Genomic DNA, 16,966 nt, shown 5'->3' on the forward strand with positions numbered 1-16,966 from the left:
TGGACCTCTCCCGGCGCCTTGTCCCCGTGCAGGTTCTTGCGCCGCAGCAAATTATATCGCACTGCGAATAACTCGTATGACGAACTAATTCAACAGGGTGTCGATGAGCGAGAGGCGGACACGGCGACGCGCCATGGGCGAAGGCCTGGATGATCGGGGCTATGCCGCCCTCGCCCAGTTTCGACGCACGTTGCGGATATTCCTGGCCTTCAGCGAGGACGCCGCCCGCCAGGCGGGCCTCACCCCGCAGCAGCATCAGGCGATCCTGGCAATCCGCGGCCTGGCGCCGATCACGGGAATGACGATCAACGAGCTGTCCGAGCAACTGCTGCTCAAGCCTCAGACGACGGTCGAGCTCGCCGATCGCCTGGCGGCGGCCGGGCTGGTGGAGCGCCAGCGCGACGAGGTCGACCGCCGCCGGGTCTTCCTGCAGCTCACGCCTAAAGCGCTGGAGATCCTAGAACAGCTCTCGGCGGCGCATCTCGCTCAGATCGGCCGGGATGCGCCGCATCTCATCGAACTGCTCGAGCAGGTGGCGAAACGCGGTCGTCGGCCCTGAGCGCTTCGCGGTTGGGCACCCGATCGCACAAAAGCGCTTCCAGTTCAAAACGTTGGAGCATATCGATCGCCGCGCCGCAACAGCCGCACGTTCTCGTCAGCGGCCCAATCGATGGGGACCACGCGGATATTCATTCCCGTTTGGAAGCAATCATCTGCGCCCCGGCCCGATAATCACGGCCGATCGGGACGCCTATGCTCATGGAGACCAACGCATTGCGAGACGTATTCATGATCGACAACCGCACCGCCCCCTACGCCGTTCTCGTCCTCCGCCTCGCGCTGGGGATCCTGTTTCTGGCGCACGCCGGGCTGAAAATCTTCGTTTTCACGCCCGCGGGCACCGCCGGCTTCTTCGGCTCCCTCGGCCTGCCGGGGTGGCTTGCGTATGTGACGATCCTCTGGGAGCTGGTGGGAGCGGCCGCGCTGATCCTCGGCGTCTGGCCGCGCCTTGCGGCGCTGGCGCTGATCCCGGTCCTGCTTGGCGCCATCTTCACGGTGCACGGGCCCGCCGGCTTCTTCTTCTCCAATCCGAAGGGCGGCTGGGAATTTCTCGCCCTCTGGATCGTAGTCCTCCTCGCCGTTGCCCTCGCCGGTGACGGCGCCTACGCCCTGAAGCCCACGCCGGCTGCCGGCGGCGAACAGGGCGGTGACCACTATGGGAAGGCCCGCCATGTCTGACGCGTCTCCGGCGGCCGCGCCTGCGGCCGGCCCCTCCTTCGCCCGGCGCCTGTCCGTGGACCGGGTCGCGCTGACGGTCAACGATCTGGACGGAGTCCGCGCATTCTACGAGCAGATCGTCGGCCTCCATCTCCTGCATCGGGACGGCGAAAGCGCTGCGCTGGGCGCCGGCGGCGAGGTGCTGCTGGAGTTGCGCCGGGATGGGGCGGCACGGCGCCGCTCGCCGCGCGAGGCGGGCCTATTCCATACGGCCTTCCTGCTGCCGACGCGCGCCGACCTCGCACGGTGGCTGCGGCGCACCCTCCAGGCGCGGGGTCTCCTGACCGGCGCGTCGGACCATGACGTCAGCGAAGCGATCTACCTCTCCGACCCGGAAGGAAACGGCATCGAGGTCTATGCCGATCGGCCCGCATCGAGCCGGGTGTGGGCAGACGGGCAGGTGAAGATGGCGACGCGCCCGCTCGACATCGAACGTCTGATCGCAACTGCCGGCGAGGCGTCTTGGAGCGGCCTTCCCGACGGCTCGACCGTTGGCCACGTGCACTTGCAGGTGGGAGCGCTCGATCCGGCCGAAGCCTTCTACGCCGGCGTGCTGGGCCTCGACATCACCTGCCGCTATCCCGGCGGCACCTTTTTTGCCGCCGACGGCTACCACCATCATATTGCGACCAATATCTGGAACAGCCGCGGCGCCGGCCCGCGCAGCTTCCCGTCGACGGGGCTGGCGGAAGTGGCCATGCGGGTCGATGCCAGCCGGGCCGAAGCCATCAGGCACCGTGCCGGGCATGCGGACGGTGCATCCCTGTCGCTGCGCGATCCCTGGGGAACGGCGATCTTGGTCGCGCCCGTGACGGTCCCGGACGACGCGAGCGCCTGACGATGTTCGTCGGACCGTGGACCGGCCGCCGCGGCGCAGAGCGCGCCGGCCCCGACTGGCTACCGGCCGCTTGTCCCCGCGCGCGATCGCTCCCGATCGGATAATCCTGACAGCCCTGTCAGACGATGGCACCCAACGGACGCCCCGCATGGACCGCCTGGACTGCGATCGCATGTTTGTCGCCGTGCTCGATGCCGGCAGCTTCGCCGGGGCCGCGCAGCGGCTCGGCACCAGCAGCGGCCAGGCATCGAAGCTCGTCTCGCGGCTGGAAGCCGATCTCGGCGTTCAGCTGATCAAGCGCACCACGCGGGCGCTCTCGCCCACGGAGGTGGGCCAAGCCTACTACGAGCGGGTCAAGGCGCTGCTCGATGAATTCGACGCGCTCGATGCCGCCGTCCGTCATGCCTCCGGCACGCCCGCGGGCCGCCTGCGCCTGACGGCGCCGATGTCCTTCGGAACGATTCAGCTCACGCCAGCCCTCCTCGCATTCGTGCAAGCCTTCCCCGCCATCCAGCTCGAGGTGAGCTTTTCCGACAGCGTGGTCGACCTGGTGGACGAGGGCTTCGACATCGCCGTGAGGGTCGGCCGGACGGCGGACAGCAGCCTGATCGCGCGCAAGCTCGGCGAGGCGCGCGTGATCCTCGTCGCGGCCCAATCCTACCTCGAACGAAAGGGCACCCCGCAGGTGCCCGGGGACCTGGCGGGCCACGATTGCATCATCGACACCAATTTCCGTGATCCCACCAACTGGCGCTTCACCGGGGGCTCGTCCGGCGACATGCTGACGGTCGCCGTGACGGGACGCCTGCGCTTCTCCAACGGCGAGGCCTGCTTGGCGGCCGCCGCGGCGGGGCTCGGTATCGCCTACGTGCCGAGCTTCATCGCCGGCCCGTCGATCCGCGAAGGCCGGCTCAGGCGCCTGCTTCCCGGTGCGGAGAGTGCCCCGCTCGGCATCCACGCGCTCTGCCCCCCGGCGCGCCACCTCGCGCTCAAGGTGCGGGCGCTTGTCGATTTCCTCGCCGATCGCTTTCGTGGGCCGCCGGAGTGGGAATCCGGCTGGTGACCTTGCGGGTCACGCGGTTTACCGACCGAATATCCCGGCGCAGCAGCTCGGCCGTCCTCAGGCCGGGCTCCGCCAGTTCCATTTCCGCGGGTGCATGCTCGGGCCATCCCTCACGCATCCGGCAGGGTGAAGACGGCGCAAGGCGCCGCGATGCCACGCAGCCGGTGTTCGCCCAGCGGCAGCAGCGGTACGGTCGCCTCGGCGGCGAGCGCCCCGGAGATCAGCACCGCGCGCTCGAGCGGCCGGCATAGGCCCTCCAGCCGGCTGACCAGATTGACGGCAGGGCCGATGGCGGTGAAATCCAGCCGGTCGACGGCGCCGATGTTGCCCCACGCCATGTCGCCCAGATGCAGCGCGGCGCCGAAGGGCAGTGGCCACAGGCCCTGCGCCTGCCGCGCCGCGTCGAGATGGACCATGCCGGCCCGGGCGGCGACGACGGCGCGCAGCGCCGCCTCGCACGCCGCGCCCGGCGTGCCGTTTACCGGGAAGATCGCCAGCACGCCATCCCCGATGAACTTCAGCACCTCGCCGCCGAAGGCGTGCACCGCCCCCGCCACGCGGTCGAACCAGGCGTCGAGGGCGGCGATCACCGCCGCCGGGTCCCGAGCCTCGGACATGGCGGTGAAATCGCGCAGATCCGCATAGAGCAGCGCGGCCCGGATGGACTCGCCGGTGCCGCGGCGCAGTGCGCCGGCCGCCACCCGGGCAGCGCTGCGCCGGCCGAGATAAGCTTCGAGCAGCGCCGCCTGCGCGGCCCGTGTCGCCAGGACAGCCAGGGGGGCCGCAGCGAAGCGCGCAGCCTGGCGCAGCCGGCCGGCCTCGGCGCTGCCGAACGGCCGGGTTCCGGCCCAGCCTAACACCGGCGCATCCCGCGCGGCGCCGAGCACCTCCTCCTGCACGGGGCCGAGCGCGGCCAGCCAGGCGCGCCCGGCGTCGCTGGACGGAGCACCGGCAAAGCCGAGCGCCTCGATCACAGCACCGCTGTCGCCCCGCCACAGCCAGGTGCGGCGGGCGATAATGGGATGGGGCACCGCGAGCGTCAGGGCACCACCGGCCAGCGGCAGGCCATCCGCCGAAAGACGGCCGCCGAGCTCGGCCAGGAACCGGTCTGGGCCGGGCGAGGCGACGGCCTCGTCGAGCAGCCAGGCGAGAGGCGCGGGCAAGTCCATGCGGCGATCATGCCGCCAAGACCACCGCCCTGTCACCGCCGCCACTCGCCTCGTCACCGCCAGCTCCGCTCACCGCGGCGACGCGCGATCCGGCAAGCGCTCCTGTCACCGCAGGCGCCGCCCGGTCAATCGCGGCCGTCGTGGCCGTGCCGGGGGTCGGGTCCCGGGTCGCGTCCGGCCGCCGCTACGGCCAGCCGTCCCAGGTAGTGAGCCCAGCCGTCCGCGTGGCCGGCGCATTGCTCCGCGGTCGGCAGGCCCGTGTGGGTGAGCCGCAGCAACGTTCCATCCGGCTGCTCGATCAGATCGATCTCCACCAGGCTCGACCCCGGTGGCACGGCCTCACTGTCGTCCCATCCGAAGCTGTAGGCGAGGCGGTGAACCGGCACGACCTCACGAAAAGCGCCGCGGGCGAAGCGGCCCCCGGTGACGTTCACGAGGTAGAGCCCGCCGGGACGCGGCTCCACATCGGCCTCCGTTCCCATCCAGCGCAGGATCTTCTCCGGGTCGGTCAGGAGGGCAAACACGGCGGCGGGCGGCGCCGGGAGGTGCATCTCGCGGCGGACGACGAGGGGGTCCTGCATCGGTCGTCTCTCCTAGGGGTGCCTGCATCGCATTGGCGAATGATCGTGAGATAGACTTAGCGCGGGAAACGCGGAGGGAGAGAGTGACAAGTGTGACGGGCGCGCGATGGACTCGCTGATCACGGCCGCAGCCCGCGCGCTTGCCTCAGGCGACCCGCTCGGGGCGCTCAACCGGGTCGCGCTGCGCGATGACGCGCCGGCGCTCGCGCTGCGCGGCATCGCCATGGCGCAGCTCGGCGACCTCGATCGTGCCAGGGCGCTCGTGCGGCGAGCGGCACGCACGTTCGGCCAGCGCGAAGCGATAGCCCGCGCTCGCTGTATCGTCGCCGAGGCCGAGATCGCCCTCGCCTCGCGTGATCTGGGCTGGCCCACGAAGGCGCTCGATGCGGCATGCGCGACGCTCGAAGCCCACGGCGATCGGCCGAATGCCGCTTACGGGCGGCATCTTCAGGTGCGGCGCTTGCTGCTGCTCGGGCGCCTCGACGAGGCCGAGCAGGGGATCTCCGAACTCGACCCCGCGTCGCTCCCGCCGGCATCGCGGACGGTTTGTGAACTCGTCGTTGCGGGGATCGCGCTGCGGCGCCTGCGGACGAAGGCGGCGTGCGCGGCGCTGACGCGGGCCAAAGACGCCGCTCGCCAAGCCAGCATCCCGACGCTGACAGCGGAGGTCGAGCACGCATCGCTCGCCTTGAGCACGCCGGCGGCGCGCCTGATCGCACGGGGCGTCGAGCGCCCGCTGCTGCTCGAGGAGGTCGAGGCGCTGCAGGCGTCCCCGGCGCTCGTCGTCGACGCCTGCCGTCATGTCGTGCGCCGCTCGGGCGTGATGGTCTCGCTCGGGCGACGCCCCGTACTCTTCACGCTCGCCCGCGTCCTGGCCGAGGCCTGGCCGGTGGATGTGCCGAGGGCCGCTCTCATGGCGCGGGCCTTCCGCGCCAAGCGTGTCGATGAATCGCATCGCGCCCGGCTGCGGGTCGAGATCGGCCGGCTCCGTGCCCTGCTGCGGCCGCTGGCCGGCGTGACCGCGACCCCGCGCGGCTTTGTCCTCGTGGCGTGCGACGCTGGAGAGGTGCTTGTGCTGGCGCGGCCGGTCGAGGAACGGCACGCGGCGGTGCTCGCCCTGCTGGCCGACGGGGAAGCCTGGTCGAGCTCCGCGCTGGCCCTGGCGCTCGCCACCAGCCAACGCACGGTGCAGCGGGCACTCGACCAGCTTGCGGTCGCCGGCAAGGTCCAGTCGTTCGGGCGCGGGCGGGCGCGCCGCTGGCTGGCCCCGCCGGTGCCGGGTTTCACGACGAGCTTGTTACTCCCAGCTCTGCTGACAGGCGACTAGGGTGCCGGCATGACCAAAGCAAGCACCGCCGACATCCTCCGCGAGTATGGCCCCTTCCCGGGAATCGACAGCGTCCATGGCCTAACCTTCGATGGCCAGCACGTCTGGTTTGCCTCGGGCGACAAGCTGAACGCGCTCGACCCTGCGGACGGGCGGATCGTGCGCGCCATCGACGTCCCGGCGCACGCGGGAACGGCCTTCGACGGCCGGCACCTGTTTCAACTCGCCGAGGACCGTATCCAGAAGATCGACCCGAACGATGGCCGCGTGCTCGCCACCATTCCCGCGCCCGGCGGCGGAGGCGACTCGGGCCTCGCCTGGGCGGAAGGGACGCTCTGGGTGGGAGAATACCGGGCGCGCAAGATCCATCAGATCGATCCGCAGACCGGAGACGTCCTGCGCACGATCCAGTCCAACCGCTTCGTCACCGGCGTCACGTGGGTCGACGGCGAGCTCTGGCACGGCACCTGGGAAGGCGACGCGAGCGATCTTCGCCGCATCGATGCGCGCAGCGGCGAGGTCCTGGAGAAGCTCGAGCTGCCGCCCGAAACCGCCGTATCGGGACTTGAGTCGGACGGGGCCGATCGGTTCTTCTGTGGCGGCGGACCTAGCGGCAAGCTGCGCGCCGTCCGCCGACGGCGACGCCGCTAGAGCGGCGATCCAATCCGATCCCTGGCTCCGGGGCGCGGCCGAGCGGAGCTGCCGCGCACCGAAGCGCAGGCGTGCGCCTCAGGCCGCAGCCTTCTCCGCTACCGCCTTGGCCGCGGCCACCTTGGCCGCGGCCGGATCCAGCCACAGGCCGAAGCCCACGGCGAGGCGGTTCCAGCCGTTGATGACGTTGATCATCAACGTGAGCTTGACCTGCTCTTCCTCGGAGAATGCCTGGACAAGCGCGTCGCGGGCCGCCAGGTCCGGATGGCGCTCGGACAGGCGCGTCAGCTCCTCCGTCCAGCCCAGGGCGGCCCGCTCGCGCGCGCTGTAACAGGGTGCCTCGCGCCAGGCCGACAGCAGGTAGATCCGCTGCTCCGTCTCTCCTTGGGCGCGCGCCTCGGCCGTGTGCATGTTGATGCAGTTGGCGCAGCCGTTGATCTGCGAGGCGCGGATCTTGACCAGCTCGATGAGGCTGGACTCGAGGCTGGCCGCGGCGGCGATCGAAGTGCCCATCCAGCTCTTCATGAGCTGAGGGGCGGCGGCGAAGGGATCGAACTTGGTGGTCATGGTTCCGGTTCCTTTCGATGGTTCCAGTGACATGACGAGCCAGGATCGCCCCGCGTGACATGAACACCGAGAAAATCGACGCGGACCGGCCCGCCCGCCTCACGGCACCAGCAGGAGCTTGCCTGTCGTGGCGCGGCTTTCCATGTCGGCATGGGCGCGCGCCGCCTCGGCGAGCGCATAGACGCCGCCGATCCTGACCTTCAGACCGCCCGTCTCGATCCAGTCGAACAGCCGCCCCGCGCGGGCGCGCAGCAGCGCCGGCGTCGGCACGTGGTCGGCGAAGACGGCGTACCCCAGCTTGATGCTCCTCGGCAGGCTCATGATGTCGAGCGGCGCCTGGCCGCTGAGCACCGGGCCGTACCAGCAGAAGGTGCCGCAGCGCCGCAAGGAGTCGAGCGAACCCTGGAAGGTCTTGGGGCCGGAGCCATCGTAGACCACATGCACGCCCTCTCCGCCTGACAGATGAACGGCAGCCGCCGCGAACCGCCCCTCCACGTCGACGATCACGTGATCGGCGCCGGCGGCCTTGGCGGCCGCCACCTTGTCGGCCGACGAGACCCGCCCGATGACCTGGCCCCCTCTGAGCTTGATGATCTGGGTGAGCAGCAGGCCGACGCCGCCGGCAGCCGCATGGACGAGAGCCACGTCGCCGGGCTGGACCGGATAGAAATCCGTGGCGAAGTGGCTGGCGGTGAGCCCCTGCATCATCACCGCGGCGGCCGTGCGATCGTCGATCGTCCCCGGCACCGGCACCAGCGCCGCCGCCGGCACGACGAGGCGCTCGGCATAGCTGCCCGGCGCATACGCCCAGGCGACGCGCTGCCCCGGGCGCAGCCCCTCCACCCCGCTGCCGAAGCCGATCACGCGGCCGGCGCCCTCGACGCCGAGAACCGTCGCATCGGACGTCGCGGTCCAGAACATGCCGCGGCGGACGCCCGTATCCATGAAGTTCACGCCCGCCGCCGCGACCTCGACGAGCACCTCCCCCGGCCCTGGCGCGGGCTCGGGACGCTCCCGCAGCTCGAGCACCTCGGGGCCTCCGGGCCGGGTCATCGCAATCGCCTTCATGACAGCATCTCCATATATTGAACATTCGTTCCAAAATTGGCCACGATAAAGCGAGATGTCTCAGCGCAGAGCTCGCATCGCCATGTGGCCGAGGCTGTGGAGCTCGCGGGCATCGGCTCCGCCGCGGGCGGCGATGCGGATCGTCGCGAAGCTGGCGGCCACGAAGCCGGCCGCCGCCTCCGTATCGAGAACGGCCGCGACCTCGCCGTCGGCCTGGGCCTCCCGCACCCGCTTGGCGATGGCGATGTGGAGAGCACGGGCGCTGGCGTCTTGAATCTCCGACAGCTCCGGGCGGCTGCGTCCGAATTCGCAGATCGAGTTGACGCCCAGGCACGCCTGGGGCGCCTCCGCGACGACCCGCTCGATCATCGCTCGGATGCCGTCGAGGGCCCGCGGCGCGCCGCGCAGCGCCGTCACGTGCGCCTCGATCTCGCACGCCACGTAACGCTGCACCGCCGCGCAATAGAGCTGCCATTTGTCGCCGAACGTGTCGTAGAGGCTCTGCCGGCCGATGCCCATGGCGCGCACCAGCATCTCCGCCGAGGAGCCCTCGTAGCCGTGCTCGCGGAAGACGCGGATGGCCGCTTCCAGCACCTCGTCCCGGTCGAACTCCTTGGGCCTTGCCATCGTCGAACGCTAGCCATTTTGGAATGAACAGTCAATAATAACTGCGCGCGATGTCCATGGGCATGCGGCCATGTCGCTCGCAGCGGCCGGCGGGGTCCCAGCCTTCACGCGCCCCTTATCTCTTCGAGCCCGGCGACCAATGGATGCCTTATGGGCACAGGGCCATTTAGGAGTGCGGACGAGCCGACGTCCGTGCCCTCTGCCGGAGGCTGGAGAAGGCGCTCGCTCCCGGGCTCGGCACGGATCGTCCTCGCCGCGGAGGAGCTTTGCCATGACCATCCAGAGAACGACATCGCCGGACGCGATCCCGGAGCCCGACGCATCGGCCGGTCAGCCGTCGTGGGGCGTGCCGGCAGCGGTGCGCTACGGCGCGGCGCTCGCCATGACCGCTCTGGCGACGGCCCTGGCCGCCGGCGTCGACAGCACGGTGGCGATCCCGAACCTGTCGCTGGTCTACGTCATCCCCGTCGTCGTCGCCGCCGTCGCCTTCGGGCTAGGGCCGTCCCTCTGTGCCGCGGTGCTCGGTGCACTCGCCTACAACTACTTTCTGACCGCGCCGCGCTATTCGCTCGCGGTCGACGATCCCGCCAACATCTGGTCGATCGGGCTGCTCTTCCTCGTCGGCTGCGTCGCCAGCGCCGTCGCCTCGACGTCCAGGCACAAGGCCGTCGAGGCGGCCCATCTGAAGCGGCAGGCCGCGCTGCTGCAGGCCTTCGGTCGTGACGTCATCGCGGCCGACCGGGAACGCGCAGTCGTGGCGGTCACCGCCAGCGCTCTCGAAGCCCTGTTCAACGTACCGGTCGTGGTGATGCGCGTCGTGGAGGCCACGGCTGAGGTCGTCGAGACGTGCGGCGGGATCGACCCCGTCGAGGCGGAGACGGAGGCTGCCCGCTACACGGCAACGGAGAACCGGCACGTGCACGCAGCCGTCTACCCGTATGACACCTCGCGCTTCGACTTCTGGCCCGTGCCGGCGGTCGCTGGGTCGCGGTTCGTGATCGGGCTCGCGTTCGACCCCGCCGATCGTCCGGCGGAGCCTGGCACCCCGGTCGGGATCGTCGTGAGCCTGCTTGCGCTCGCGCTGACGCGCCAGCAGACGGCGGCCGGGCCGCGGCCGGGCCGTTGATCGCGGCCGCCGAGCAACGCCACCACCCTCGCCGCGAGGCGTCCGCGAGGGTCAGGCATGCGCAAGCCAGCCGCGCCAGGTGAAGGCGGCAAAGAACAGGCTCACGTCCTTGAAGCCCGCCTCGCGCAGGATTGCCTCGTCCTCTTCGGGGCTCAGCATGCTCACGTTCGCGTCCACGGCCACGCGGGCCTTGCTCGCCTGTTCAGGCTCCACCCCCGCAGCGATCGCGAAGGCGGCGTAGCGCGACAGCCAGAGCGCCCGCGCGTCGTCCCCTTGCGGAAAGCTGCCATGGGCCGCCACGAACGGCGCGCCGGGCTCGAGGCGGGCTCGCACATCGCGGGCCGTCCGCCGCCGCGCGTCAGCCTCGAGGAAGTGGAGCGTCAGCAGGCAAGTCGCTGCATCGAATGGCCCCCGTGGCGCGTCCTCGATATAGCCCTGGACGAGCTCGACACGCGTGCCCAGCGCACCGAGCGTGCGCGCCGCCAGGCGCAGCATCTCGGCGGACGGATCGACGCCCACGAAGGTCCAGCCCGGATGGGCCTGTGCCAGCGCGGTAAGCTCGAGGCCGCCCCCTGCCCCGAGCACGAGAACCCGCGCGTTCTGCGGGGCCCGCTCCGCCAGCAGGACACCGGTCATGCGGTGGAGATCGGCGAAACCCGGCACGTAGCGGCGAGGGCCGTCCGTATAGCGGGCGACCGCCTGCGGATCGGAGAAGGCGTTCAGCACGTCATCCGCGCTCCACTTGGTCGACATGATCGAACTCCGTTCGCGAGGAGACCGAGCGCCGGGATCTGGCGGGGCCGTCACAATATCATGTAACTTTAATTAGTACGTGAAAAGGAGCCCGTCAACGCATGACCTCGTGCCGCGCACTTGGCCGCCGCGACCCCGTGGGCGGACCTTCCCAGGTCGACGCGGGCCGAAGTTCGGCCGGCGGCGGGCGGGCCCCTGGTCCGGCGGTAGCGCCGTTCGCCAGCGATCCACGGCTGTCTACTTGTCTGCGCGCCCATAGGACTTGCCGAAATTCGGCCGAAGACATCGGTGGCGCGCTAACACCTTCGTACAGGCAGGCAAAACGCACGTCGACGCGCATGCTCCGTCGGCATCGGGCGTCCATCCGGTGCCCCTCTCGCCACTTTCATGCGGAGAACAGCCATGATGAACCGGCGCACCTTTTCGACCGCCCTGCTGGCGGGCGCGGCGGCATCCCTCGCCGCGCGCAGCGGCCTCGCCGCCACACAGGCCCCAACCCGGGCACGCAACGTCGTCCTCGTCCATGGCCTCTTCGCCGACGGCTCGTGCTGGGCCGACGTGATTACCCGCCTCCAGACCCGGGGCCTCAACGTCACCTCGGTGCAAAACCCCCTCACCACGCTCCCCGACGCGGTGGCCGCAGCGGAGCGCGTTCTCGCCCGCCAGGACGGTCCGACGGTGCTGGTCGGCCACTCCTTCAGCGGGATGATCGTGAGCCAGGCCGGCGTGCATCCGAGCGTGTCGGCCGTCGTCTACGTGGCGGCGCGCGCGCCCGACGCGAACGAGGACTATACCGAGCTCGCCAAGGGCTACCCGACACCGCCGGCGACCGCCGGCATCGTGTTCGACGGCGATGAAGGCCGCCTCAGCGAGGCCGCCTTCCTGCGCGATTTCGCCGGCGACCTGCCGGAGGCCAAGGCCAAGGTGCTCTATGCGGTGCAGGAGCCATTCCACAAGACGCTGCTCGCCGGCAAGACCAGCGCGGCGGCCTGGCGGTCCAAGCCGAGCTTCTACGCCGTCTCGACGCAGGACCGCACCATCAACCCCGACCTCCAGCGCTTCATGGCCAAGCGCATGGGCGCCACGACGATCGAGCTCGCCTCGAGCCACCTGTCGCTGATCTCTCATCCAGACGCCATCGCAGAGCTCATCCTGCAGGCCGCCGCGTAACGGGCTGGCTCTCGGCTTTGGTGGGGCCGCCGCAAAACGTATCGGCGAGCCCGGGGGTCATCGGCTCCGTTGAAGGTGGTCGATCAAGGCGCGCAGCTTCGGCGCGACGTGACGCCGGCTCGGATAGAAGAGGTAGAAGCCGGCAAACGGCGGGCAGTAACGGCCGAGGAGAGGCACGAGCTCGCCCCGCGCGATCCAGGGGCGGAAGCTCTCCTCCATGCCGAACGTAATGCCTGCGCCGGCGACCGCCAGCTTGATCATCAGGGCCATGTCGTTCGTCGTGATCTCGGGCGCCACGGCGACGCTGAACTCGCGGCCGTGCTCTGCGAATTCCCAGCGATAGGGCGCAGCCTTCGGCGCCGGACGCCAGCCGATGCAGCGATGGGCGGCGAGCTCGCGGGGGTGCGATGGTGCGCCGAACCGCTCGCGATAGGCGGGCGCGCAGACCGCCGCCTGCCGCTGCTCGCCCGAGACCGGCACTGCGACCATGTCCTGCTCGATCACCTCGCCGAGCCTGACGCCGGCATCGTAGCCTTCGGCCACGATATCGAGTTCATCGTCCGTGACCGTGAGGTCGAGCTGCACGTCGGGATGAGCCTCCGCGAAGGTCGCAAGCAGATGACCCGACAGGAAGGTCTCCGCGATGGAGGAGACGGCCAGCCGCAGTTGCCCCCGCGGGCGGCCGCGCAGGTTCGCCGCCGCCTCCGCCGCCGCGCGCAGGTCGGCCATGGCCGGCGCCGCCACCTCGTGGAGCTGAAGGCCCGCCTCGGTCAGGCCGACGCTGCGCGTGGTGCGCTGCACCAACGCAACCCCCAGCGACGCTTCCAGCCGCGCGATGGCTTGGCTGACGGCGGACCGCGATACCCCCAGGCGGTCGGCCGCCGCCCGGAAGCTCTTCTCGTCGGCGACGAGGGTGAACACCGCCAGCCCATTGAGATCCAAAGCCATTGGTTAGCTCTTCTTCCCAAACTGATCAGGCGAAGCCCGCTTATCGCGACAATGATGCCGACCTACCTTGGCCGCAACCGGCGTCACCCGGCGCCGTGACCGGCAACGCAGGAGCGGACCATGACCGTCGACAAGATCGTGCTCGTCACCGGCGCCTCGAGCGGCATCGGCGCGGGCATCGCCCGTGAACTCGCGGCCGCCGGCGCCAGGGTGATGCTCGGCGCGCGCCGCACCGAGCGGCTCGAAGCGCTCGCCCGGGAGATCCGCGCGCAGGGGGGCGAGGCGCAGGTGCGCCGCCTCGACGTGACCGACCGTGACGATGTCGCCGCCTTTGCCGACACCGCCCGTCAGACCTGGGGGCCCGTCGACGTGATCGTCAACAATGCCGGCGTCATGCCGCTGTCGCTGATGGCCTCGCTCAAGGTGGACGAGTGGGACCGGATGGTCGACGTCAACATCAAGGGCGTGCTCTACGGCATCGCTGCGGTGCTGCCGGAGATGGTTGCGCGGAAGGCGGGCCATATCGTCAACATCGCCTCTATCGGCGCCCTCGCGGTGTCGCCCACCGCGGCCGTCTACTGCGCCACCAAGTTCGCCGTGCGGGCGATCTCCGACGGGCTGCGCCAGGAGCATAGGGACCTCCGCGTCACCTGCGTCCATCCGGGTGTGGTGGAGAGCGAGCTCGCCGACAGCATCACCGATCCCGCGGCCGCCGCGGCGATGAAGACCTACCGCGCCGTTGCGCTCCAGCCCGCCGCCATCGGCCGCGCGGTGCGCTTCGCCGTCGAGCAGCCGGACGACGTGGACGTGAGCGAAATCGTCGTCCGGCCGACCGCCGCCGCGTGATCGTCCTGGGCTTGCAGGATCACCGACGGGCTCGGCAGCCCTCGTTGCGAGGCGACAGGCGGGTCGGAGCAGCTCAGATGATGCCGCCGTTGGCGCGCAGCACCTGGCCGTTGATCCAGGCGCCGTCCGGCCCAGCGAGGAAGGCGACCGCGGCGGCGATATCCTCCGGCTCGCCCAGCCGCTCGAGCGGGGCGAGTTTGGCGAGGTGGTCGATCACCTGCTGCGGCTTGCCGTCGAGGAAGAGGGCGGTGGCGGTCGGGCCGGGTGCCACGGCGTTGACGGTGATGGCGCGCCCGCGCAGTTCCTTGGCGAGAACGTGAGTCATCGCCTCGACGGCGGCCTTGGTGGCGGCATAGATCCCATAGGTGGGCTGGTAGAGGCCGACGACGCTCGACGACAGGTTGATGATCCGCCCGCCGCTGCGCAGCCGCTTCGCCGCCTCGCGCAAGGTGTTGAAGCTGCCCTTCAGGTTGACGGCGACCTGGCTGTCGAACAGCGCATCGTCGCTGTCGGCGAGGTTCGCCAGCTTCATGATGCCGGCATTGTTGACCAGCACGTCGATGCCGCCGAAGGCGGTCTGCGCCGCATCGAACATGCGGGCCACAGCGGCCGCATCGCTCACGTCTGCCTGGGCGGGGATGGCGCGGCCACCGGCGGCCTCGATCCTCGTCACCAGCGCCTCGGCATCGGCTGCCCGGCCGGCATAGTTGACGACGACGGTGAACCCCTCCCCGGCCAGCCGCTCGGCGATAGCGGCGCCGATGCCGCGCGAGGCGCCGGTGACGATGGCAACCTTGTTCGAGTCGGTGCTCATGGCTGTCTCCTGTTCGCTGCCGCCCCCTGGAGCGGATGCTCGCGAAGATGCGCCCCGGAGATACCGGGATAATCGGGATAAAATTGGTAACACTGTTCGCTCTGTCGGAATTACGGAGCGTGGCATGGACCGGCTCGATGCAATGCGGCTGTTCACGCGGGTGGTCGACCGGCGTAGCTTCACGCAGGCCGCCCACGACCTCGACATTCCGCGCTCGACCGCGACCGAGGTGATCCGGAGGCTCGAGGCGCGGCTCGGTGTGCGCCTGCTTCAGCGCACCACGCGCACGGTGCGGCCGACGCTCGACGGCGAGGCTTACTACCGCCGCTGTCTGGCGATTCTCGACGACGTGGAGGATGCGGAGGGCGCCTTCCGCGGCGCTGCCCCCAAGGGCCTGCTCCGCGTCGAGGTGCAAGGCACGCTGGCGCGCCATTTCCTGATGCCGGGCCTGCCCGACTTCCTGGCTCACCATCCCGCGATCGAGATCGCCATGAGCGAGAGCGAGCGCTGGGTCGACGTGGTGCGGGAGGGTGTCGACTGTGTGCTGCGCTGGGGAACGCTGCCCGACAGCGACCTGGTGGCGCGCCCCGTCGCCCTGCTGCCGCGCATCACCTGCGCTGCCCCTGCCTACGTCGAGCGCTATGGCGCGCCGCGGACGATCGCCGAACTGGCCGGGCACCGCACCGTCGGCCTGCGCTCGATCACGACGGGCGCGGTGCGGCCCCTCGAGTTCCAGGCCGCGAACGGCTCCAAGCGGGTAGTGGCGGTGGCGACGCCGCTTTCGGTGACCGGCACCGAGACCTTCCTCTCCGGCATCCGCCTCGGCCTGGGGCTCGCCCAGATGCCGACGTTCCACGTCGCGCAGGATCTCGCCTCCGGACGGTTGCTGCGCCTGCTGCCCGATCATCCGGTGCCGCCAGGTCCGGTCTCGGTGCTCTATCCCCGCAACCGTCAGCTTTCGCCGCGCGTGCGCCTGTTCATCGATTGGGTCGTGCAGCGCTTTGCGGCGGCAAGCGGAGGCGGCACGGCGATCGCTCCGCCCGAGGTTTGACTTGCGGTGCGCATTGCGCCGTGATGAGCGGCCGCAGACGGCCTCCATCGGGCTCGGCAGGCACGAGGGTCAAATGAAGGTTCTGATCGCTGGCGCGGCCGGCATGCTCGGGCGCAAGCTTGCGGAGCGCCTGTCGTCGGCCGGCCGGATCGGCAACAGGGAGCTGACGGGTCTGACCCTCGCTGATGTCGTTGCCCCGCAACGACCACCGGACCATGCCGGCGACGTCGAGCTGCTGGCGCTGGACGTTTCGAACGCGGACGACGTGGGCCGGTTGATCGCCCGCAGGCCGGACCTCGTCTATCATCTCGCCGCCATCGTCTCCGGCGAAGCCGAGGCCGACTTCGACAAAGGCTATCGCATCAATCTCGACGGCACGCGCCACCTATTCGAGGCCATCCGCCGGGAGGGGCTGCGCGAGCCCTACAAGCCCCGGGTCGTCTTCACCTCGTCGATCGCCGTCTTCGGCGCGCCTTTTCCGGAGGTCATTCCGGACGAGTTCGGCACCATGCCGCTCACCAGCTATGGCACGCAGAAGGCAGTCAGTGAATTGCTGCTCGCCGACTACACCCGCCGCGGGATCTTCGACGGCATCGGCATCCGCCTGCCCACGATCTGCGTCCGCCCGGGCAAGCCCAACAAGGCGGCATCCGGCTTCTTCTCCAATATCCTGCGGGAGCCGCTTGTCGGCCTGGAGGCGGTCCTGCCGGTCTCGCCGGATGTGCGCCACTGGTTCGCAAGTCCGCGTTCGGCAGTGGACTTCCTGATGCACGCCGCGGCGCTCGATCTCGCCCAGGTGGGACCGCGGCGCAATCTCAGCATGCCGGGGCTCTCTGCCACGGTCGGCGAGGAGATCGAGGCGTTGCGTCGGGTCGCCGGCGAGCGGGCGGTCAAGCTGATCCGCCACGAGCCGGACGAGGCCATCATGCGCATGGTGGCCGGTTGGCCGCCGCGCTTCGACGCCGAGCGCGCCCGCGCGCTCGGCTTCGCGGCGGAGGCGCGCTTCGACGACATCATCCGCATCCATGTGGACGACGAACTCGGTGGGCGCATCGGCGGCTAGCGTTTTCGAGCGAAGTGGACGCCGGT

General features: G+C 70.2%; 19 protein-coding genes. 11 read left to right on the plus strand and 8 right to left on the minus strand.

The window, feature by feature from the left end; translation table 11 throughout:
• The first annotated feature begins 133 nt into the window (after positions 1–133).
• The 4 genes from IEW34_RS18540 (at position 134) to IEW34_RS18555 (ending at position 3,179) form a co-directional block, all read left to right on the plus strand.
• A complete protein-coding gene (locus IEW34_RS18540; protein ID WP_188610692.1) occupies positions 134–559 on the plus strand; it encodes a MarR family winged helix-turn-helix transcriptional regulator in 426 nt (141 codons plus the stop codon).
• Between the two features lie 230 nt (positions 560–789).
• A complete protein-coding gene (locus IEW34_RS18545; protein WP_188610693.1) occupies positions 790–1,239 on the plus strand; it encodes a DoxX family protein in 450 nt (149 codons plus the stop codon).
• Positions 1,232–2,116: a VOC family protein gene (locus tag IEW34_RS18550; RefSeq protein ID WP_188610694.1), complete on the plus strand. Its 885-nt coding sequence runs from the start codon at positions 1,232–1,234 to the stop codon at positions 2,114–2,116. The genes IEW34_RS18545 and IEW34_RS18550 overlap by 8 nt, the downstream gene beginning before the upstream one ends.
• A gap of 148 nt (positions 2,117–2,264) precedes the next feature.
• Positions 2,265–3,179, plus strand: coding sequence for a LysR family transcriptional regulator (locus IEW34_RS18555; RefSeq protein ID WP_188610695.1), 915 nt, complete (start codon positions 2,265–2,267; stop codon positions 3,177–3,179).
• Between the two features lie 110 nt (positions 3,180–3,289).
• On the opposite strand, the gene IEW34_RS18560 is transcribed toward IEW34_RS18555, so the two are convergent.
• Together IEW34_RS18560 and IEW34_RS18565 are read right to left on the minus strand one after the other, a co-directional pair.
• Entirely contained in the window at positions 3,290–4,348 is a 1,059-nt protein-coding gene (locus tag IEW34_RS18560; RefSeq protein WP_188610696.1) for an adenylate/guanylate cyclase domain-containing protein, read from the minus strand.
• 125 nt (positions 4,349–4,473) lie between these two features.
• Complete coding sequence (locus IEW34_RS18565; RefSeq protein WP_188610697.1) at positions 4,474–4,929, minus strand: SRPBCC family protein; 456 nt, start codon at positions 4,927–4,929, stop codon at positions 4,474–4,476.
• A 106-nt stretch (positions 4,930–5,035) separates the two neighbouring features.
• On the opposite strand from IEW34_RS18565, the gene IEW34_RS18570 reads away from it, so the two are divergent.
• Positions 5,036–6,256: a helix-turn-helix domain-containing protein gene (locus tag IEW34_RS18570; RefSeq protein ID WP_188610698.1), complete on the plus strand. Its 1,221-nt coding sequence runs from the start codon at positions 5,036–5,038 to the stop codon at positions 6,254–6,256.
• Between the two features lie 9 nt (positions 6,257–6,265).
• Entirely contained in the window at positions 6,266–6,907 is a 642-nt protein-coding gene (locus IEW34_RS18575) for a Vgb family protein (protein ID WP_188610699.1), read from the plus strand.
• Between the two features lie 78 nt (positions 6,908–6,985).
• On the opposite strand, the gene IEW34_RS18580 is transcribed toward IEW34_RS18575, so the two are convergent.
• From IEW34_RS18580 to IEW34_RS18590, 3 genes are all read right to left on the minus strand, one after another.
• The gene (locus IEW34_RS18580) at positions 6,986–7,474 is read right to left on the minus strand and encodes a carboxymuconolactone decarboxylase family protein (RefSeq protein ID WP_188610700.1); all 489 of its coding nucleotides are present in this window, start codon (positions 7,472–7,474) and stop codon (positions 6,986–6,988) included.
• A gap of 99 nt (positions 7,475–7,573) precedes the next feature.
• Positions 7,574–8,542, minus strand: coding sequence for a quinone oxidoreductase family protein (locus tag IEW34_RS18585; RefSeq protein ID WP_188610701.1), 969 nt, complete (start codon positions 8,540–8,542; stop codon positions 7,574–7,576).
• 60 nt (positions 8,543–8,602) lie between these two features.
• Complete coding sequence (locus tag IEW34_RS18590) at positions 8,603–9,169, minus strand: TetR/AcrR family transcriptional regulator (protein ID WP_188610702.1); 567 nt, start codon at positions 9,167–9,169, stop codon at positions 8,603–8,605.
• 271 nt (positions 9,170–9,440) lie between these two features.
• On the opposite strand from IEW34_RS18590, the gene IEW34_RS18595 reads away from it, so the two are divergent.
• Entirely contained in the window at positions 9,441–10,295 is an 855-nt protein-coding gene (locus IEW34_RS18595) for a DUF4118 domain-containing protein (protein ID WP_188610703.1), read from the plus strand.
• 51 nt (positions 10,296–10,346) lie between these two features.
• Here the strand turns inward: IEW34_RS18595 and IEW34_RS18600 are convergent, their stop codons facing one another.
• On the minus strand, positions 10,347–11,048 hold the full coding sequence (locus IEW34_RS18600) for a class I SAM-dependent methyltransferase (RefSeq protein ID WP_188610704.1): 702 nt from the start codon (positions 11,046–11,048) through the stop codon (positions 10,347–10,349).
• A 402-nt stretch (positions 11,049–11,450) separates the two neighbouring features.
• Between IEW34_RS18600 and IEW34_RS18605 the strand changes: the two genes are divergently transcribed.
• On the plus strand, positions 11,451–12,218 hold the full coding sequence (locus IEW34_RS18605) for an alpha/beta fold hydrolase (RefSeq protein WP_188610705.1): 768 nt from the start codon (positions 11,451–11,453) through the stop codon (positions 12,216–12,218).
• Positions 12,219–12,275: 57 nt separating this feature from the next.
• Here IEW34_RS18605 and IEW34_RS18610 read toward each other — a convergent pair whose 3' ends face one another.
• Positions 12,276–13,166 (minus strand): LysR family transcriptional regulator, encoded by an 891-nt coding sequence (locus IEW34_RS18610; protein ID WP_188610706.1) that lies wholly within the window; start codon positions 13,164–13,166, stop codon positions 12,276–12,278.
• A gap of 120 nt (positions 13,167–13,286) precedes the next feature.
• On the opposite strand from IEW34_RS18610, the gene IEW34_RS18615 reads away from it, so the two are divergent.
• A complete protein-coding gene (locus IEW34_RS18615; protein WP_188610707.1) occupies positions 13,287–14,012 on the plus strand; it encodes an SDR family oxidoreductase in 726 nt (241 codons plus the stop codon).
• Between the two features lie 73 nt (positions 14,013–14,085).
• On the opposite strand, the gene IEW34_RS18620 is transcribed toward IEW34_RS18615, so the two are convergent.
• Positions 14,086–14,826, minus strand: coding sequence for an SDR family oxidoreductase (locus tag IEW34_RS18620; RefSeq protein WP_188610708.1), 741 nt, complete (start codon positions 14,824–14,826; stop codon positions 14,086–14,088).
• A gap of 124 nt (positions 14,827–14,950) precedes the next feature.
• Between IEW34_RS18620 and IEW34_RS18625 the strand changes: the two genes are divergently transcribed.
• Positions 14,951–15,877 carry a LysR family transcriptional regulator gene (locus tag IEW34_RS18625; protein WP_188610709.1) on the plus strand — a complete coding sequence of 309 codons (927 nt, stop codon included), beginning with the start codon at positions 14,951–14,953 and terminating at the stop codon, positions 15,875–15,877.
• Positions 15,878–15,950: 73 nt separating this feature from the next.
• Positions 15,951–16,940, plus strand: coding sequence for a D-erythronate dehydrogenase (denD, locus tag IEW34_RS18630; protein WP_188610710.1), 990 nt, complete (start codon positions 15,951–15,953; stop codon positions 16,938–16,940).
• The last annotated feature ends 26 nt before the right edge of the window (positions 16,941–16,966 follow it).

This window comes from Chelatococcus reniformis, from assembly GCF_014640075.1.
Classification (GTDB): Bacteria; Pseudomonadota; Alphaproteobacteria; order Rhizobiales; family Beijerinckiaceae; genus Camelimonas; species Camelimonas reniformis.

What these genes read in the sequence shown, in the direction of transcription:
- IEW34_RS18550 (WP_188610694.1), top strand. Translation starts at nt 1,232, where the DNA reads ATGTCTGACGCGTCTCCGGCGGCCGCGCCTGCGGCCGGCCCCTCCTTC.
- IEW34_RS18605 (WP_188610705.1), top strand. Translation starts at nt 11,451, where the DNA reads ATGATGAACCGGCGCACCTTTTCGACCGCCCTGCTGGCGGGCGCGGCG.
- IEW34_RS18555 (WP_188610695.1), top strand. Translation starts at nt 2,265, where the DNA reads ATGGACCGCCTGGACTGCGATCGCATGTTTGTCGCCGTGCTCGATGCC.
- IEW34_RS18595 (WP_188610703.1), top strand. Translation starts at nt 9,441, where the DNA reads ATGACCATCCAGAGAACGACATCGCCGGACGCGATCCCGGAGCCCGAC.
- IEW34_RS18580 (WP_188610700.1), bottom strand. Translation starts at nt 7,474, where the DNA reads ATGACCACCAAGTTCGATCCCTTCGCCGCCGCCCCTCAGCTCATGAAG.
- denD (WP_188610710.1), top strand. Translation starts at nt 15,951, where the DNA reads ATGAAGGTTCTGATCGCTGGCGCGGCCGGCATGCTCGGGCGCAAGCTT.
- IEW34_RS18560 (WP_188610696.1), bottom strand. Translation starts at nt 4,348, where the DNA reads ATGGACTTGCCCGCGCCTCTCGCCTGGCTGCTCGACGAGGCCGTCGCC.
- IEW34_RS18615 (WP_188610707.1), top strand. Translation starts at nt 13,287, where the DNA reads ATGACCGTCGACAAGATCGTGCTCGTCACCGGCGCCTCGAGCGGCATC.
- IEW34_RS18625 (WP_188610709.1), top strand. Translation starts at nt 14,951, where the DNA reads ATGGACCGGCTCGATGCAATGCGGCTGTTCACGCGGGTGGTCGACCGG.
- IEW34_RS18545 (WP_188610693.1), top strand. Translation starts at nt 790, where the DNA reads ATGATCGACAACCGCACCGCCCCCTACGCCGTTCTCGTCCTCCGCCTC.
- IEW34_RS18620 (WP_188610708.1), bottom strand. Translation starts at nt 14,826, where the DNA reads ATGAGCACCGACTCGAACAAGGTTGCCATCGTCACCGGCGCCTCGCGC.
- IEW34_RS18600 (WP_188610704.1), bottom strand. Translation starts at nt 11,048, where the DNA reads ATGTCGACCAAGTGGAGCGCGGATGACGTGCTGAACGCCTTCTCCGAT.
- IEW34_RS18585 (WP_188610701.1), bottom strand. Translation starts at nt 8,542, where the DNA reads ATGAAGGCGATTGCGATGACCCGGCCCGGAGGCCCCGAGGTGCTCGAG.
- IEW34_RS18565 (WP_188610697.1), bottom strand. Translation starts at nt 4,929, where the DNA reads ATGCAGGACCCCCTCGTCGTCCGCCGCGAGATGCACCTCCCGGCGCCG.
- IEW34_RS18540 (WP_188610692.1), top strand. Translation starts at nt 134, where the DNA reads ATGGGCGAAGGCCTGGATGATCGGGGCTATGCCGCCCTCGCCCAGTTT.
- IEW34_RS18575 (WP_188610699.1), top strand. Translation starts at nt 6,266, where the DNA reads ATGACCAAAGCAAGCACCGCCGACATCCTCCGCGAGTATGGCCCCTTC.
- IEW34_RS18570 (WP_188610698.1), top strand. Translation starts at nt 5,036, where the DNA reads ATGGACTCGCTGATCACGGCCGCAGCCCGCGCGCTTGCCTCAGGCGAC.
- IEW34_RS18610 (WP_188610706.1), bottom strand. Translation starts at nt 13,166, where the DNA reads ATGGCTTTGGATCTCAATGGGCTGGCGGTGTTCACCCTCGTCGCCGAC.
- IEW34_RS18590 (WP_188610702.1), bottom strand. Translation starts at nt 9,169, where the DNA reads ATGGCAAGGCCCAAGGAGTTCGACCGGGACGAGGTGCTGGAAGCGGCC.